General features: G+C 71.5%; 14 protein-coding genes and 1 pseudogene. 7 read left to right on the top strand and 8 right to left on the bottom strand.

Going from position 1 to position 16691, the window contains the following annotated elements:
* The 6 genes from L1885_RS10540 to galU form a co-directional block, all read right to left on the bottom strand.
* The coding region (locus L1885_RS10540; RefSeq protein ID WP_505016772.1) for a SepX/GlpR family protein at positions 1-484 on the bottom strand (484 nt) is incomplete at its 3' end.
* A 352-nt stretch (positions 485-836) separates the two neighbouring features.
* On the bottom strand, positions 837-1460 hold the full coding sequence (locus L1885_RS10535; protein ID WP_235796779.1) for a GNAT family N-acetyltransferase: 624 nt from the start codon (positions 1458-1460) through the stop codon (positions 837-839).
* Positions 1457-1981: a MogA/MoaB family molybdenum cofactor biosynthesis protein gene (locus L1885_RS10530; protein ID WP_235796778.1), complete on the bottom strand. Its 525-nt coding sequence runs from the start codon at positions 1979-1981 to the stop codon at positions 1457-1459. The genes L1885_RS10535 and L1885_RS10530 overlap by 4 nt, the downstream gene beginning before the upstream one ends.
* Positions 1978-2430 (bottom strand): cyclic pyranopterin monophosphate synthase MoaC, encoded by a 453-nt coding sequence (gene moaC, locus L1885_RS10525; RefSeq protein ID WP_235796782.1) that lies wholly within the window; start codon positions 2428-2430, stop codon positions 1978-1980. The genes L1885_RS10530 and moaC overlap by 4 nt, the downstream gene beginning before the upstream one ends.
* A gap of 449 nt (positions 2431-2879) precedes the next feature.
* Entirely contained in the window at positions 2880-4214 is a 1335-nt protein-coding gene (glp, locus tag L1885_RS10520) for a molybdotransferase-like divisome protein Glp (protein ID WP_235796777.1), read from the bottom strand.
* On the bottom strand, positions 4211-5125 hold the full coding sequence (gene galU / locus L1885_RS10515) for a UTP--glucose-1-phosphate uridylyltransferase GalU (RefSeq protein ID WP_235796776.1): 915 nt from the start codon (positions 5123-5125) through the stop codon (positions 4211-4213). Before galU ends, glp begins: the two co-directional genes overlap by 4 nt.
* 93 nt (positions 5126-5218) lie before the next feature.
* On the opposite strand from galU, the gene L1885_RS10510 reads away from it, so the two are divergent.
* Both L1885_RS10510 and L1885_RS10505 read left to right on the top strand, forming a co-directional pair.
* On the top strand, positions 5219-5935 hold the full coding sequence (locus L1885_RS10510) for a 5-formyltetrahydrofolate cyclo-ligase (RefSeq protein WP_235796775.1): 717 nt from the start codon (positions 5219-5221) through the stop codon (positions 5933-5935).
* Positions 5936-6293: 358 nt separating this feature from the next.
* Positions 6294-6785, top strand: a complete 492-nt coding sequence (locus tag L1885_RS10505) for a nucleotidyltransferase domain-containing protein (RefSeq protein WP_235796781.1) — start codon at positions 6294-6296, stop codon at positions 6783-6785.
* Positions 6786-6862: 77 nt separating this feature from the next.
* Here L1885_RS10505 and L1885_RS10500 read toward each other — a convergent pair whose 3' ends face one another.
* Entirely contained in the window at positions 6863-7984 is a 1122-nt protein-coding gene (locus L1885_RS10500) for an IS630 family transposase (protein WP_235796774.1), read from the bottom strand.
* Between the two features lie 90 nt (positions 7985-8074).
* The gene (locus tag L1885_RS10495) at positions 8075-11032 is read right to left on the bottom strand and encodes a penicillin acylase family protein (RefSeq protein WP_235796773.1); all 2958 of its coding nucleotides are present in this window, start codon (positions 11030-11032) and stop codon (positions 8075-8077) included.
* A gap of 238 nt (positions 11033-11270) precedes the next feature.
* On the opposite strand from L1885_RS10495, the gene L1885_RS10490 reads away from it, so the two are divergent.
* From L1885_RS10490 to L1885_RS10470, 5 genes and pseudogenes are all read left to right on the top strand, one after another.
* Entirely contained in the window at positions 11271-12890 is a 1620-nt protein-coding gene (locus L1885_RS10490) for a potassium/proton antiporter (protein ID WP_235796780.1), read from the top strand.
* 570 nt (positions 12891-13460) lie between these two features.
* Entirely contained in the window at positions 13461-14768 is a 1308-nt protein-coding gene (locus L1885_RS10485; protein ID WP_235796772.1) for an MFS transporter, read from the top strand.
* Positions 14769-14834: 66 nt separating this feature from the next.
* Positions 14835-15212: an FmdB family zinc ribbon protein gene (locus L1885_RS10480; RefSeq protein ID WP_235796771.1), complete on the top strand. Its 378-nt coding sequence runs from the start codon at positions 14835-14837 to the stop codon at positions 15210-15212.
* Positions 15213-15333: 121 nt separating this feature from the next.
* Entirely contained in the window at positions 15334-16167 is an 834-nt protein-coding gene (locus tag L1885_RS10475) for an S-methyl-5'-thioadenosine phosphorylase (protein WP_235796770.1), read from the top strand.
* Between the two features lie 195 nt (positions 16168-16362).
* Positions 16363-16691, top strand: a pseudogene (locus tag L1885_RS10470) (hypothetical protein); the annotation flags it as partial.

The raw sequence follows: 16691 nt of genomic DNA, 5'->3' as shown, positions 1-16691 counted from the left end.
GCCCGCGCTCGCCGGGCGCACGCCCGGGCTCGCGCTCCGCGGGTTCGCGTACCGGTTCACGTACGGGTTCGCGCTCCGACGGGACCCGGGCGGGCTCACGCTCCGCCCGGGCGGCCGGCGGCTCGACGCGCTCGACGACTCCGGGCACCTCGATCCGCGCCTCGGTCAGCGCCGGGGGCGCGGCGAAGGCCCGGACGTCGACGGAGCTCATGGGCTCCGCGCGGTCGTCCGCCCCGGCGTCGGGCGCGTCCGGGGCGCCGTCGGTGTCGATACCTTCGACCGACCGCTCCCCGGTGCGCTGCCGCAGGTCCTTGGCGTACCGCCGCTCCATCGCCGCCCGGCCGGACAGCAGTCGGATGGCGGTGGTGAAGCGTTCCGTCGGGCGGGCCTCGTTGAGCTCGTCCTGCCTGCGGAGCCACATCGGCACCAGGTAGGCGGCCCAGGCCCCGACGATGACTGCGTAGATGAGGCCGCTGCTGCTCACGCTTCACACCGTAGAGGGATTCGACGGAGCGGATCGGCCAATTGGGCCGGTGTGTCGCACGATCCGGCTGATATCACTGCACTTTTTTGTGATTGTTCGGATCGCCTTATGGTCGGACAGCGATAGAGCTCGATCAAATATCGAACATATATTTTATTATTGAGCTCGCCCGAATTCGAACCCATTTCGAACAACGGCTCTCGAACGGATCAGGGACGACGCGGGGGCGGAGGGGCGTCCGGGAGGAACGGGACGTTCGGGGCGTACGGGACGTGCGGCACTCAGGCGGGCGCGGGGGCTGGGGGGCTGGGGGGCCGGGTCCGCCGGGCGGACGACCGGGCCCCGCCCTCGCTCATTCCCCGGGCGTGCGGCGGCGGGCCTGGTGCCAGCGGCGCAGCATGCCGTCCGGGACCTCCTCCGCGGTCAGCGCGAAGACGAGATGATCCCGCCATGCCCCGTCGATGTGGAGGTAGCGCGGCCGGACGCCCTCCTCGCGGAACCCGAGCTTCTCGACGACCCGGCGGCTCGGCCCGTTCTCCGGGCGGATGCAGACCTCCAGCCGGTGCAGCCCGAGGACTCGGAAGCAGTGGTCGGTCGCCAGCGCCACCGCCGTCGGCATGACGCCGCGCCCTGCGACCTCCTTGTCGACCCAGTAGCCGACGTGCCCCGAGCACATGGAGCCCCAGGTGATGCCCGCCACCGTCAACTGGCCGACCAGGCGGCCCTGGTACTCGATGACGAACGGCAGCATCCGTCCAGCCGCGGCTTCCTTCCTGAGGTGGCGGACCATCTGGCGGTAGGTCGGCCGCTGCCCGACCGGCGTGCCGGGCGAGGGCGGCGGGACGGTCGCCTCCCAGGGCCTCAGCCAGTCCCTGTTGCGGCGGTTGACGTCCCGCCAGGCGCGCTGGTCGCGCGTCCTTATCGGGCGGAGGGCGATGTCGCCGTCCGCCAGCACCACGGGCCAGGCGGGGTTCATCCGCCGGTACGGGGGTGGTCGGCGCCGCGGATCTGGTCCACGGCGTGCACGAGCAGGCCCTCCAGCACGGCCAGCCCGTCGCGCACCCCGCCCCTGGAGCCGGGCAGGTTGACGACGAGGGTGCGGCCCGCGACGCCCGCGAGGCCGCGCGATAGCGCGGCCGTGGGCACCTTGAGCGACCCCCGGGCGCGGATGGCCTCCGCGATGCCGGGCACCTCGTAGTCGAGCACGTGCCGGGTGGCCTCGGGGGTGCGGTCGGTCGGCGAGATGCCGGTGCCGCCCGTGGTCACGACGACGTCGTAACCGGCCGCCACGGCATCGCGCAGCTCCCGCTCCACCGGATCGCCGTCGGGCACCACGCGCGGCCCGTCCACGGCGAAGCCGAGACCGCCGAGCGCCTCCGCGATCAGCGGGCCGCCGGTGTCCTCGTACACGCCCGCCGAGGCCCGGTTGGACGCGGTGACGACCAGGGCACGACGGTCCTCCGCGCCTTCGGCGGGGGCCGGGTGGGACGCCGTCATGCGGCACCTCCGCCGGCCGCGTCCGCGCGCGTCCAGGTACCCGACCTGCCGCCGCTCTTCTCCTCGACCCGCACGTCGGTGATCACCGCGCCCTTGTCGACGGCCTTGACCATGTCGACCACCGTCAGGGCGGCGACCGACACGGCGGTCAGCGCCTCCATCTCGACGCCCGTGCGGTCCGTCGTCCTCACCGTGGCCGCGATCTCCACCGCGTCGTCGGCGACCGTCAGGTCGACCTTGACGCCGGAGACGGCGAGCGGGTGGCACAGCGGCACGAGGTCGGGCGTGCGCTTGGCGCCCATGATGCCGGCGATCCGGGCGACGGCCAGTGCGTCGCCCTTCGGCACGCCCCCGCCCCGCAGCAGCGCCACGACCTCGGCGGAGACGAGCACCCGGCCGGTGGCGCGGGCGGTGCGGGAGGTGACGTCCTTCGCCGAGACGTCGACCATGCGGGCGGCGCCCGTCTCGTCGACGTGCGTCAGGCCGGTGGGACCGGCCGTGCCCTTCAGTTCGTCCGGAGCCGGGGGTACCGAACCCCCGGTTCCCGAGCGCCCGAGGCTGTCCCCCGGCGGAATCGCGGTCATACGGTGTGACGCTCCCGGTCCTGGCCCGTCCTGGTGGCCGCGCGGGCCCCGGCCTCGACGGCCGCGGCCCCGCTGGCCCGTGTCGGCCCCTTGCGGCCTGTGTGGGCAGCCCACCGTACCGCCACCGGGCACCCTCCGGCCGGTCAGGATGCCTCCCGGCGTGCGCGGGCGCACGCTCCGTGGCCGGTCCCGTCTGCCCGCGGGCGATCCGGTCTGCCCGCGGCCGCCCGCTCCGCGAGGGCGCGCTGCCAAAACGCCGGCCCCGAGCGAGGAGGCCGGGCGCGCGGCAGGCGCTCCCGCCACTTCCCGGCGCGTCAGCCCAGCAGGACGACCTCCACTTCCGAGCCCGGGTCCACCGAGGTGGTGTCCTCCGGGACGACGAGCAGGCAGTCGGCGTGGGCGAGCGCCGCCACCAGGTGGGAGCCCGCGCCGCCGACGGGGGCCACCTCGGCGGCCGCCGCGTCGTAGCGGCCCCGCATGTACTGGCGCCTGCCCAGCGGCGACGACAGCGCCCCGCCCCCGGCGAGTTTCGCCCGCACCACCGGGCGGTGGACGTCCGGCATCCCCATCATCGCCCGGATCGCCGGGCGGACGAACAGCTCGAAGGAGACGTAGGACGAGACCGGGTTGCCGGGGAGCGCGAGCAGGGGCGTGTGCGCGTCGCCGATCGAGCCGAACCCCTGCGGTTTGCCGGGCTGCATGGCCAGTTTGCGGAAATCGATGCCGCTGCCCGGTTCGTCCTCGTCCCCGACGGACGACAGGGCCGCCTTGACCACGTCGTACGCGCCGACGCTGACGCCGCCCGTGGTCACCAGGAGGTCCGCGCGGACCAGTTGGTCCTCGATGGTGGCGCGCAGCGTGTCCGGGTCGTCGTCCACGGCGCCGACCCGGTAGGCGATCGCACCCGCGTCCCGTGCCGCCGCGGCGAGGGCGAAGCTGTTGGAGTCGTAGATCTCGCCCTCCGCCAGGGCCTCGCCGGGCTGCACCAGTTCACTGCCGGTGGACAGGACGACGACCCGGGGGCGCGGGCGCACGCGCACGCTGCCGCGGCCGATCGCCGCGAGGAGCGCGATCTGCGGCGGTCCGAGGACCGTGCCCGCCTCCAGCGCGAGGTCGCCCGCCTGCACGTCGCTCCCGGCGGCCCGCACGTGGGCGCGGGGCTCGGCGGTGCGGTAGATCCGGACCTCGCCGCTCGCGCCGTCCTCCCCCGCCCCGGCGGGCAGCATCGAGGCGACCGCGCCGCCGCCCGTGCCCCCGTCGGTCCACTCGACGGGGACGACCGCCTCGGCACCGGGCGGCAGCGGGGCGCCCGTCATGATCCGCGCGGCCTGGCCGGGGCCGACCTCGGGCAGCGTGCCGCTGCCCGCCGCCACGTCGCCGACGACGGTGAGGGAGGCCGGGAACTCGTCGGTGGCACCGCTGAGATCGGCCGTGCGGACCGCGTAGCCGTCCATGGAGCTGTTGTCGAACGGCGGGAGCGACACCGGCACGACGACGTCCTCCACGAGGACGCAGCCCTGCGCGTCGGGCAGGGACAGCTCGATCGGGTCGAGCGGGCGGATGGCTGCGAGGATGTCCGCGAGGTGCTCCTCGACCGTCCACAGCGTCTCGCCCTGGCCTGCCGGTGCCGACTCTGCCGTGCTGCTCAAGATCCCTGCATCTCCTCGATCACGTACCTGCGGAGCCAGGCCCGGAAGTCCGGGCCCAGGTCTTCACGTTCGCACGCGAGTCTGACAATGGCGCGCAGGTAGTCCCCGCGGTCACCCGTGTCATAGCGGCGTCCCTTGAAGACGACGCCGTGCACGGGGCCACCGGTCTCCTCGTCGGCGGAGAGCTGCTGGAGGGCGTCCGTCAGCTGGATCTCGCCACCACGGCCGGGCTCGGTGGTACGCAGTATGCCGAAGACGGCGGGGTCCAGGACATAGCGCCCGATGATCGCGTAGTTGCTGGGCGCCTCTCCCGGCTCGGGCTTCTCGACCAGGTCGTGGACCTTGACGACGTCGGCGTAGCCCGTGGGCTCCACGGCGGCGCAGCCGTACAGGTGGATCTGGGACGGCTCCACCTCCATCAGCGCGATGACGCTGCCGCCCTCGTTCTCCTGGATCTCGACCATCCGCGCGAGCAGGGCGTCGCGCGGGTCGATCAGGTCGTCGCCGAGGAGGACGGCGAACGGCTGGTCGCCCACGTGCGGTTCCGCGCACAGCACGGCGTGCCCGAGGCCCCGGGGGTCGCCCTGGCGCACGTAGTGCATGGTCGCCAGCGCGCTGGGCTCCTGCACCTTCGCCAGGCGGCTGAGGTCGCCCTTGCGCGAGAGGGCCTCCTCCAGCTCGTAATTGCGGTCGAAGTGGTCCTCGAGCGGACGCTTGTTGCGCCCGGTGATCATCAGGACGTCGGACAGGCCGGCCGCCACCGCCTCCTCGACCACGTACTGGATCGCCGGCTTGTCGACGACGGGCAGCATCTCCTTCGGCGTCGCCTTCGTCGCGGGCAGGAAGCGGGTGCCGAGCCCCGCCGCGGGGATGACAGCCTTGGTGATCCTGGGGGGAGGCGAGTAGATCATGCGGGGCACCTTATCCACCCCACATGGGAAAAAGATTACCTTCAGGTGAACTTTCGCATCATAAGGCGCCATACGAGAGGTATGTGACGACCCATGAGGTATGGGGACGACAGCGGCCGAAGCGGCCCCTCGGACGGCACGGACGCCGCCGACGGGCGGGGCGCGCCCACCGGCTCCGGCAGCGAGACCGGGACGGGGGCCGCGGCCGGGGACGCCATCGGCACCGGGAAGGCCGCGCTGCGCGCCGAACTGCTCGCGGCTCGCGCCACGTTGCCGCCCACCGCACGGGAGGCGGCGGCGACCGCGCTGGCCGCGCGGGCCCTGGAGCTGCCCGAGCTGTCCGGTGCCGACACGGTGGCCGCCTATGTCTCGATGGGGCGTGAACCTGGCACGCGCGCGCTCCTCGACGCGCTGCGCGCCCGGGGCGTGCGCGTGATCCTGCCCGTACTGATGCACGACAACGATCTCGACTGGGCAGTCTACGAGGGGCCCGAGCGGCTGGCGGGGGCGGCGCGGGGCCTGCTGGAGCCGGTGGGCGGCCGGCTCGGCCCGGACGCGGTGCTGCGGGCGCGCGCCGTCCTGCTTCCCGGGCTGGCGGTGGACCGGCGCGGGATGCGGCTCGGCCGCGGCGGCGGCTCGTACGACCGCGTGCTCGCCCGCCTCGCGGACGCGGGGGCGAGCCCGACGCTCGTGGTGCTGCTGTACGACGGCGAGGTGCTCCCCCGGGTGCCCGCCGAGGCGCACGACCGGCCCGTCGGCGCCGCCGTGACGCCCGGCGCCCTGCACCGCTTCGGACCGGCCGCCGGCTGACGCGCCCCGGAGGGCGGCGGGGGCGGCGGGGCTCAGCGGCTCCCGGTTCCACGGGTCACGCCCGCCGCGCCTGCACGCCCCGCCGGTACGGCGCCCAGGGCACGCGTCGCGGGCACTCCGCCTGCCCTCCCCCGCACGTGCCGCGCCCCCGTACGCGTGAGCGGCGTACGGGGGCGCGGTGCGGACGGACGAGCGGGTCGCCGGAGACCGGACGGGCCGGACCTGACCGTGCCCGGCTCGGTCCGGGGGCTAGGGCTAGTGCTCTGACCGGAAACGATCACCGGCTGCCGTTCCGGTCCGAGCGTTGCGAAGAACGCGCGTGCGGCCATGTCGTGCGTCTGCGAGCATGCGTCGGGTGATGACAGCCGATGACGTGTTGTTCGTCCTCGCCCTGCTGCGGCGAGCGAAGATGGATGTCTGGATCGGTGGCGGATGGGGGGTTGACGCTCTGATCGGCGAGCAGACCCGAGACCACCGCGATCTGGACTTGATGCACCGGCAAGACCAGGAAGCCGCAGTGCTGGCGGCCCTCTCGGCGGAAGGTTTCGTGGAGAGCCTGGACTGGAGGCCCATCCGTTTCGTCGTGACGGCTCCGGACAAGCGGGAGATCGACCTTCACCCGCTGGTCGTCTCCGATGACGGCTCAGCAGTGCAGGCGTCACCCGATCCGCAGCGTCCTTTCACCTATCCCTCCGCGTGCTTCGTGACCGGCACTATCCAGGGAACGGCTGTCCCGTGCTTGTCCGCCGAACAGCAGGTCTACTTCCACCAGGGATACGAACCATCGCAACACGATCGGCACGACATGGGACAGCTCCGTCGTGTCTTCGGGATCGCCACACACTTTTGACGCGTGTCGGCGGGCCAAGGCTTTTCGAAGCCCGATCGAGGAAGGCCAGCCCTGGGAAGCAGCAGTCCTGAGGATGATCACACAACTTGGGTGAGCGGTCGTCCGCCCCAGCGGATGCCCTTCTCGCTGCGGACGCGGGCGCGTTCGCGTCGTTGGGCGGCCAGGATGTCGGGATGGCGGGCGTTCTGGTTGCGCCAACGCAGGTACCGGTGCAACTCCTGTGTTTGAACGGTGTGGTTGGGGTTGCTGGAGTTGGCGAGGGTGAACTGACGCAGTGGCCCGAAGTGCGCCTCGATCGGGTTCGCCCAGGACGCATTCGTCGGGGTGAAGCACAGCTCGACCTTGTTCTTGGCCGCCCAACGCACGATGCGCGCGTTCTTGTGGGCGGACAGGTTGTCCAGGATCACGTAGATCGGGGCGCCGTCGGGATGCGCTGCCCGGATGCTCTTGAGGGCGGCCCAGGTCGGTGCGATGCCCTTGCGGCGCCGGTTGACACCCCAGAGAGTGTCGTCGCCGACCGAGTAGCAACCGTGGAAGTACGTGACCCCGTGGGTACGGTGGTAGGTCGCCGGCAACCGGTCGGGCCTGCCCTTCCTTGCCCAGCAGGACCCGCCGGTGGGGCGGATGCCGAGCGGCCCGAACTCGTCGAAGGCGAAGGTGCGGCCGGGGCGTTCGGTCAGCGCGTACTCGATCCGGTCCAGCTTGGCGTCGAAGTCCGGGTCGGTGGACTCCTTCCACGTCTTGGTCCGCTGGAACGTCACGCCGCGGCGCGCGAGCAGGCAGCGCAGGGTCTCACGGCCGATGCGTATCGGTCGGGCGACGTTGCGCTGCAGATGGTCAGCGAGCTTGCGGATCGACCAGCGGGTGAAGGGCTGGCCGAGCTTGGAGGGGCGGGTGGTGGCCGTCAGGATGACGAACTCCTCGTCGTCATCCGTGAGCAGGCGGGGGCGGCCTCCCGCCCATTGAGGGTCCAGGCAGGCCAGCCCGATCTCGTTGAACCGGTGGATGACGTCGCGGACGGTGTCCTCGTCGGCCTGCACCAGATGCGCAATCACCGGGACGGTGATCCCGCCCGCTGAGGCCAGCAGCATCATCGCTCTGCGAAGCCGCACCGTGCTGGTGCTGCCCCGCCGCACGATGCGCTGGAGTTTCTGCCCTTCCTGCTCGGTCAGCCTGCGGACCCTGACCGGCTCTGCCACGTGACTCCTTACGCTGTTCGGACGTGTCGTCACATCCAAGCGGCGCGAACTCAGTCGGCACCAATCCGGTGATCGTTTCCGGTCACAGCACTAGGGCTTCAGCGTCAGCTTGTCCTCGGTCGCCTTGTTCACGGCGTCGATGCCGAAGGCCCAGGGCAGCAGGTCGCCGTCCTCCCACTTCTTCGTCTGGTCGGTGTAGTGCGCGCTGTACGCGTGGCCGGACGCACCGGTCAGGTTGATCCAGCGCGACTTGTCCCAGTCGCCGACGTTGACCACCATCCGCATGGACGGCACGGTCGTCACGGCATAGCCGCCCGCCGCGTTCCAGCTGGTCGCGTCGACCGCCGAGCCGCCGCCGCCCAGGTTGTACGGGCCGCGGTTGAGCAGCGACTTCACGAGCCCGGGGCCGCTCGTACCGAGGGTGCTGTTCGTCAGCGTCAACTGGTGCAGGCGGCCCCAGCTCCACGTCGACATGTCCTTGCCGAGCTTCGCCGTCAGCTCCCAGCGCGCGTCCTTCATGGCGCGGGCGAACAGCTGGTCGCGCGTGGTGGTGGCCTTGTCGCGGCGGTTGCCCACGGAGGTCCACCAACTGTTGTGGTCGTCCTTGAGGATGTTGCCGACGACCTCGAACCAGCGGTCGCCGCCGTCCGGCTGCGCCGTGTCCGCCGAGCGCTGGCCGCACTCGCGCACGAGCTGGCCGGTGTCGTCCTGCGGCCCAGTGGTGTCCAGCGGCCGCACGTCCAGGCACTGGCCCTTCACCCGGACCTCCTTCGGCAGCTTGTCGCCGAAAACCAGCTCGAGGATGTTGCGCCAGACCGCGTTGAAGTACGCGGCGGCCGCCGAGTCCGGTTCCTGCGTGTAGTCCCAGTTCTCCAGGAGCTGCTGGGCCTGGCGGATCGCGGGGTCGGGGACGCCGTTCTTCGCGAGGTCGTTCTTGAGCAGGTAGGGCACCAGCTGCTTGGCGATCTCGCTGGTGTTGTCCATCTGCATGGCCTGCATGTCGTCCGTCGAGATCTTGCCGCCGTTGCGGGTCTTCGACTCGATCAGGTCGCCGATGCGCTGGCTGCGCGTGCCGTAGTCCCAGTCCGTCGTCAGCAGGTACGGATACTTCTTCGTGTCCACGACGGCCTGGTTCGCCGTGACGATGTAGCCGCGCTTCGGGTTGTACTCGTACGGCATCTCGTCGAACGGGATCGAGCTCTTCCAGCGGTACGCCGGGTCCCAGCCGGGCGCGGGCAGCGAGCCGTCGCCCTCGCCGCGCACCGGGATCCTGCCGGGCGCCTGGTAGCCGATGTTGCCCTGGGTGTCGGCGTAGACGAGGTTCTGCGAGGGGACCTCGAAGTTGTGGGCCGCCGAGCGGAACTGCGTGAAGTTCTGCGCCTTGTCGAGCGAGAAGACCGCGTCCATGGTCTTGCCCGGTTCGAGCGCCGTCCACTCCAGCGACACGGCGTAACCGGTGCCGCGGTCGGGTGCCAGGTCCGGGACGGGGGCCTTCTGGCCGACCTTGACCAGCTCGTCGTCGCGGTCGGAGACCACCGGCCCGTGGATCGTGGAGCGCACCACGATGGTCTTGCTGCCGCCGCCCGCGATCTTGATCTTCTCCTGGCGGGTGGTGAACTTCTTGCGCTCCTTGCCGTACTGGTAGGAGTCGCCGTCCACCTTCTCCAGGTAGAGGTCGGTCACGTCGGCGCCCAGGTTGGTCAGGCCCCACGCGATGTTGGCGTTGTGGCCGATGATCACGCCCGGCATGCCGGAGAACGTGTAGCCGGAGACGTTGTACTGGCAGTCCGGCGAGACGGTGCGGCAGTGCAGCCCCATCTGGTACCAGATCGACGGCAGGCTCGGCGACAGGTGCGGGTCGTTGGCCAGGAGCGGCTTGCCCGTGGTGGTGAGGCGGCCCGAGACGACCCACGAGTTGGAGCCGACGCCGCTGCCGCTGCCGCTCGGGCCGAACAGCTGCGGGATGCCGTCGATGGAGTCGGAGAGCGCTCCGAGCTGGGAGTCCACGGCCTCGGTCGCACCCGAGGCGGAGCGTGAGTCGTCGGAGTACGCGGCGTCGTCGGCCGTGACGGCCGATCCGTTCGCGGCCAGGCCGCTCACCGTGGTGCCGCCGTCACCGCCGCCGGTGTCCGTGCCCGTACCCGCAGCGCTTCCGCTGCCGGAGGAGTTGCTGGAACCGTCGCCGGAGCTGAGTCCGGTGGTGCCGCCGGTGGCCTGCGGCAGGCCCGATCCGCCGTCCGAGCCGGCGCCGGGGTCGGTGCCCGTGCTCTCGTCGCCCGCGGTCGCCTTCGGGTCGAAGGCTCCGTCCACGACGGCGCCGCCCTGCACGATCGGCTTGTTCTTGCTCGTCGGGTAGGCCGGGTAGAGCTGGTCGATCTGCTTCTGGCTGAGACGGCTCGTCATCAGCGAGCGATCTATCTCGTCCTGCATGTTGCCGCGCAGGTCCCAGGCCATGGCCTTGAGCCAGGCGACCGAGTCGACCGGGGTCCACTTCGCGGGCGTGTAGTCACCGGTCAGGTTCAGCGCCGCGTACTCGACGGAGATGTCCTTCGCCGAGCGCCCCTTCAGGTACGCGTTGACGCCGTCCGAGTAGGCCTGGAGGTTCTTCTTCGTCTCCGGGGACAGCTCGTGGTCGTACTCCTCCTGGGCCACGCGGTGCCAGCCCAGCGTGCGCAGGAAGGCGTCCGTGTCCACCTGGCTCTTGCCGAACATCTCGGACAGGCGGCCCGAGGTCATGTGGCGCCGGACGTCCATCTCGTAGAAGCGGTCCTGCGCCTGCACGTAACCCTGCGCGCGGAACAGGTCCGCGTCGGTGTTCGCGTAGATCTGCGGGATCCCGTAACTGTCCCGCTCGACGTCGACGGGGCCGCTGAGGCCCTTGAGCTGGAGGGAGCCGGTCGTCTGCGGCAGGGACGCGCGCACCGTGCCCACGCCCCAGTACGCCCCGTACCCGACACCCGCGACCAGGGCCAGGACCAGGACGATCACGAGCAGCCGGGCACGTCGCCCCTTCTTCTTGGCGGGCGGGGGGGCCGTATTGGCGGGCATCGCTGTCCTTCGCGGGGCAGGTGGTCCTGAAAACGCTGGAGCCACCATAGGCGCAGTAGCCGGATCACTCGGACGCGGTGTCCGCTTGGGCCGAATCAGTGATCGCACGCACACTCGAACGCGTCAAGAAAACGTTAAAGATTAGGTAAGGTAACAAAGTACCGGTGGCCGGAGTAACGATCCGGCGCGCGTGCGAGGAAGGGATCGGCCCCTGACTGTCCACCAGCTCAACATCCTGTTGCTCATCTGCTCCCTCGTCCTGCTGGTCGCCGTCGCGGCCGTGCGCATCTCGTCCAGGAGCGGGCTGCCCAGCCTGCTGATCTACCTGGGCATCGGCGTCGCCATAGGGCAGGACGGGCTGTTCCACGTCCGTTTCGACAACGCCCAACTGACCCAGCTCATCGGCTACGGCGCCCTCGTCGTGATCCTCGCCGAGGGCGGCCTCGGCACGAAGTGGAAGGACGTCAAGTCCTCCCTGCCCGCCGGGATCGCCCTGTCGACCGTCGGGGTCGGCATCAGCATCGCCGTCACGGCGGCAGCCGCTCACTACCTCGTCGGCCTGGACTGGCGGCAGGCCGTGATCGTCGGCTCCGTGGTCTCCTCCACCGACGCCGCGGCGGTCTTCTCCGTGCTGCGCCGCGTGCCCCTGCCCAAACGCGTCACGAGCGCACTCGAAGCGGAATCCGGATTCAACGACGCCCCCGTGGTGATCGTCGTCGTCGCGCTGTCGTCGACGGGCCACGTCGCGACGTGGTACGTCCTGATCGGCGAGATCCTGCTGGAGCTGCTGATCGGTGCCTGCGTGGGCCTCGCCGTCGGTTACGTCGGCGCCTACGGCCTGCGGCGCGTCGCGCTGCCCGCGTCCGGCCTCTACCCCATCGCCGTGATGGCCATCGCGGTCTCCGCGTACGCCCTCGGCGCCACCGCGCACGGCAGCGGCTTCCTCGCCGTGTACCTGACGGCGATGATCCTGGGCAACGCGCGCCTGCCGCACGCCCCGGCCAACCGCGGCTTCGCCGAGGGTCTCGGCTGGATCGCCCAGATCGGCATGTTCGTCCTGCTGGGACTGCTCGTCACGCCGCACGAACTCGCCAAGGACTTCTGGCCCGCGGTGATGGTCGGGCTGGTACTGACCGTGGTGGCGAGACCCCTGTCCGTGCTCGTCAGCCTGTCTCCGTTCCGCATCCCCTGGACGGAACAGGCCCTGATGTCGTGGGCCGGGCTGCGCGGCGCGGTCCCCATCATCCTGGCGACGATCCCGGTGGTCTCGCAGATCGACGGCAGCAGCCGCATCTTCAACATCGTCTTCGTGCTCGTCGTCGTGTACACGCTCGTGCAGGGACCGACCCTGCCGTGGCTCGCGAAGGCCCTGCGGCTCGGCGGTTCCTCGGACGCCTCCGACCTCGGCATCGAGTCCGCCCCGCTGGAGCGGCTGCGCGGCCACCTGCTCTCGGTCGCCGTGCCCGAGAGTTCCCGGATGCACGGCGTCGAGGTCGGCGAGCTGCGGCTGCCCCAGGGCTCCGCCGTGACCCTCGTCGTCCGCAACGACCGCAGCTTCGTGCCCCAGCCGTCGACCCTCCTGCAACGCGGTGACGAACTCCTCGTCGTCGCCACCGACCCGGTGCGCGACGCGACGGAGGAGCGCCTGCGCGCCGTCGCCCAGGGCGGCAAGCTCGCCGGCTGGCTGAGCAGCGGTACGGGAACCCCCGGCGGGCAGAGCAGCGGGACCGGGACCCGGGGCGGCCAGAGCAGCGGCACGGGGACCCGGAGCGGCCAGAGCAGCGGCACGGGGATCCGCGGCGGCAAGAGCAGCGGCACGGGGACGGATTCGGGAACGGGACCGGCCGAACGACGCTGACGAGGCGGGACGGGGCGGCGCGGGGGCGGGCCGAACGACGCTGAGGGTGCGGGACGGGGGACGGGGGGACACTGGGGACGCGGGGGGACGCGGGGGCGCGCAGTCCGGGGTTGGCACCTACTCGCAGTCCGGGGTTGGCACCTGCTGGCAGCCCGGAGGGACGGGCCGCGCCCTCACGGGGGCCTGTACGATAAGTGGGCCTTGGTCACGCTCGGGCAGTACCTGCCAGGCGACCGGGGCTGATCATCCCGATCGTCCATCGACCGCCCATGAAGCCTCCGGGCCGCGCGGCAGTACGACCCCGCGATGTCATGGTCGGCCGACCCGACAGATCTGTTTGGTCCGCTCGATCGTTGTCCCGCCTGCTCCCCTCACGCTTCTCGTTCCTCTCGCTCCACCCGTTTCTTCAAGTTCTCTCGTTCCTCTCGTTCCTCTCGTTCCTCACGACGACAGTTGTTTCGACTCCGTCTGATGCAGGGCTGGTGCGGCCGTGGCGCCGCGCACAGCGGACAGCCCTCGGCCGCCCCCGACCGCGGGAGCGCGTCACCAGGCGGCAGAAAGGCAAGGACCGTGTCATCCACGGTCGACACCGAGACCGCCGGCCCGCCGGTCACCGCCAGGCCCGGTTACGGGCAGCTCCTGCGGACACCGCGTGCCTGGACCTTCCTCGCTCCCGGCTTCGCCGCGCGGCAGCCCTTCGCGATGCTGACGATCGGCATCGTCCTCCTCGTCCAGCACACGACCGGTTCCTACGGCTCGGCGGGCATCGTCGCCGCCGTGACCGGCGTGTCCATGGCCTTGTGCGCACCGCAGAGCGGCAAGCTCGCGGACCGGTTCGGACAGGCCCGGGTCCTGGTCCCCGGCGTGCTGGTACACGCCGCCTCCGTCACGGCGCTCATCGTCCTGGCTCTGGCCGGCGCGCCCCTGTGGGCCCTGTTCGCGGCGGCCGTGCCGACCGGCGCGTCGGTCCCCCAGGTGGGCCCGATGGTGCGCTCACGGTGGGCGACCGCGCTGGCCCGCACGCCCGCCGGCTCCCGGCTGCTGCCGACGGCGGCGGCCTTCGAGTCCGTGACCGACGAGTTCACGTTCGTCATCGGCCCCGTCCTCGCCACAGCCCTGTGCAGCACCGTGCACCCGGCCGCGGGACTCGCCGCGGAAGCCGCGCTGACCCTGGTCGGCGGCCTGCTGTTCGCGGCGCGCCGCGCCACCCAGCCGGTCCCGGCCGGGACCGGGGCCGGCGGCAGCGGGGACCGCAGGGCCTCGGCCCTGGCCGTCCCGGGCGTACGCGTCCTGGCCGTCTCCTTCCTCGGCATCGGTGCCGTCTTCGGCGGCATGCAGGTGTCCCTGACGGCCTTCGCCGAGGAGATCGGCAGCCCGGGCGTCAACGGGCCGCTCTACGGTGTCTTCGCGGCCGGCAACATGCTCTCCGGCCTCTTCTTCGGCGCCGTCACCTGGAAATCCGGTCCGCGTCGCAGGCTCGTTCTCGGCTACGCCGGCCTGACTCTCGTCTCCGCCACCCTGTGGGCCGTCCACTCGGTGCCGCTGTTCGCGGTGCTTGGCCTGCTCGCGGGCCTGTGCATCGCACCTGCTCTGATCAGCGGCTACACCCTCGTCGACGCCCTCGTGGAATCATCCGCGCGGACCGAGGCGTTCACCTGGCTGACGGGCGCGGTCGCGCTCGGGCAGGCCGGCGCCGTGACCGCCGCCGGCCGTCTGGCCGACGCGCACGGCGCGCGCGCAGGGTTTCTGGTGCCGCTCGTGGGCACCGCGCTCGCCCTGATCGTGCTGATCTCCCTCCAGTCGAGGCTCCTCCCCCGGGGCCCGGGGCGGGGAGCGGTACGTGCGATCGGTCACCGCGAACCGGCAGCAGTGGACTGACGGCGCGGAATACGTCACTATGGAGCGTCGTTAGCACTCATCGAGTGAGAGTGCCAGGAGGAGCAAGTGCCGACCTACCAGTACCAGTGCACCGAATGTGGCGAGGGCCTCGAGGCGGTGCAGAAGTTCACCGATGACGCCTTGACCGTCTGCCCCAACTGCCAGGGACGCCTCAAGAAGGTGTTCTCCGCGGTCGGCATCGTGTTCAAGGGCTCCGGCTTCTACCGCAACGACAGCCGCAGCTCCTCGTCGAGCTCCACCCCGGCTGCGAAGTCGACATCGTCGTCCGAGTCGAAGGACTCGAAGGCGACGGCCTCGACGTCGACGGCTTCCACGTCGTCCTCTTCGTCTTCTTCGTCTTCTTCGTCGTCATCCTCCTCTTCTTCGTCCTCGTCGTCGAGCTCCGGCTCGTCGAGCACGTCGAAGGGCTCCTCGGCCGCCTGACCCGCGGCCGTAGGCTCAGGCCGGTCGGCCTCCTTCTTTCCAGGGCCCCAGTGCGCCTCCGGCAGCTGGGGCTCCTTGGTGTCCGGGCCCCTGAACTGGGGCGGCGGCTAGGGTGACGGCCATGGCGAACGCAGACATCGGCGTGATCGGTGGATCCGGCTTCTACTCCTTCCTCGAAGACGTGACCGAGGTCCAGGTCGACACGCCCTACGGGGCTCCGAGCGACTCCCTCTTCCTCGGTGAGGTGGCGGGCCGCAGGGTGGCCTTCCTGCCTCGGCACGGCCGTGGGCACCACCTGCCCCCGCACCGCATCAACTACCGCGCGAACCTCTGGGCCCTGCGCTCCGTGGGTGTCCGGCAGGTGCTCGGCCCCTGCGCGGTGGGTGGCCTGCGCCCGGAGTACGGACCGGGCACCCTGCTGGTGCCCGACCAGCTGGTGGACAGGACGAAGTCCCGGGTTCAGACCTTCTACGACGGGCTTCCCCTGCCCGACGGCAGTGCCTCCAACGTCGTCCACGTAGCCCTGGCCGACCCCTACTGCCCCGAGGGACGCAAGGCAGCGATCGCGGCGGCACGCGGCCGGGACTGGGAGCCCGTGGAGGACGGCACCCTGGTGGTGATCGAAGGACCGCGCTTCTCCACGCGGGCGGAGTCCCGCTGGCACGCGGCGATGGGCTGGTCGGTCGTCGGGATGACCGGTCACCCCGAAGCCGTGCTCGCTCGTGAACTGGGCCTGTGCTACACCTCCATGACACTTGTGACCGACCTGGACGCGGGAGCCGAGACGGGTGAGGGCGTCTCCCACGACGAGGTGCTGAAGGTCTTCGCCGAGAATGTGGACCGGTTGCGCACGGTGCTCTTCGATGCGGTGGCTGGGCTGCAGCCCAGCGGGACACGGGACTGCATCTGCGCACATGCGCTGGACGGACTCGCCCTCGGAATCACTTTGCCCTAGCCGCCGCCCGGCCAACCGCGCGCAGGCCGCCCGAGGCCACAATCACCCTGGTGAGTGAGGCAGTTGTCCACAGGCCGGCTCCCCCCTCCGCGGTTGTCCACAGGGCTCGGCGGGATCTCGCGGAGGGGGCCATGGTGGGGGTGCGGCGACCGCATCGAGCGCGTCGCGCACCTTCACACCAGGTGGTGGTCGGCCATGTCCCGAGTTCCTCCCTCCGATCCGTTCCCGGCTCGCGCGCCGGCGGAGCTGTCAGAGCTGTCAGAGCTGCCGGAGCTGCCGGAGCTGTCCCCCTTCTCCGCTCCGTCCGCTCCGTCCGCTCCTTCCGCGTGCGTGCGGCACCGGCATCTGCCCGGCCCGTCCGTGCCCGAGCCCCGCGGCGTCCCCGCGTTCGACCCGTTGCGGCCGCACGCACAGCGGGACCGCCTGCGCCGTGCCGTCCTGCGCAGGCGCCGTGTCATGGCCGCGGGCCTGGCGGTGACCGCGGCCGCGCTGGCCGCGGCGAGCGCCCGGGGCGCCACGGACGG

It is taken from the genome of Streptomyces fuscigenes, assembly GCF_021556455.1.
Taxonomy (GTDB): Bacteria; Actinomycetota; Actinomycetes; order Streptomycetales; family Streptomycetaceae; genus Streptomyces; species Streptomyces fuscigenes.
Note: the sequence above shows the minus strand (reverse complement) of the source record. Positions and strands in the feature narration are given on the sequence as shown.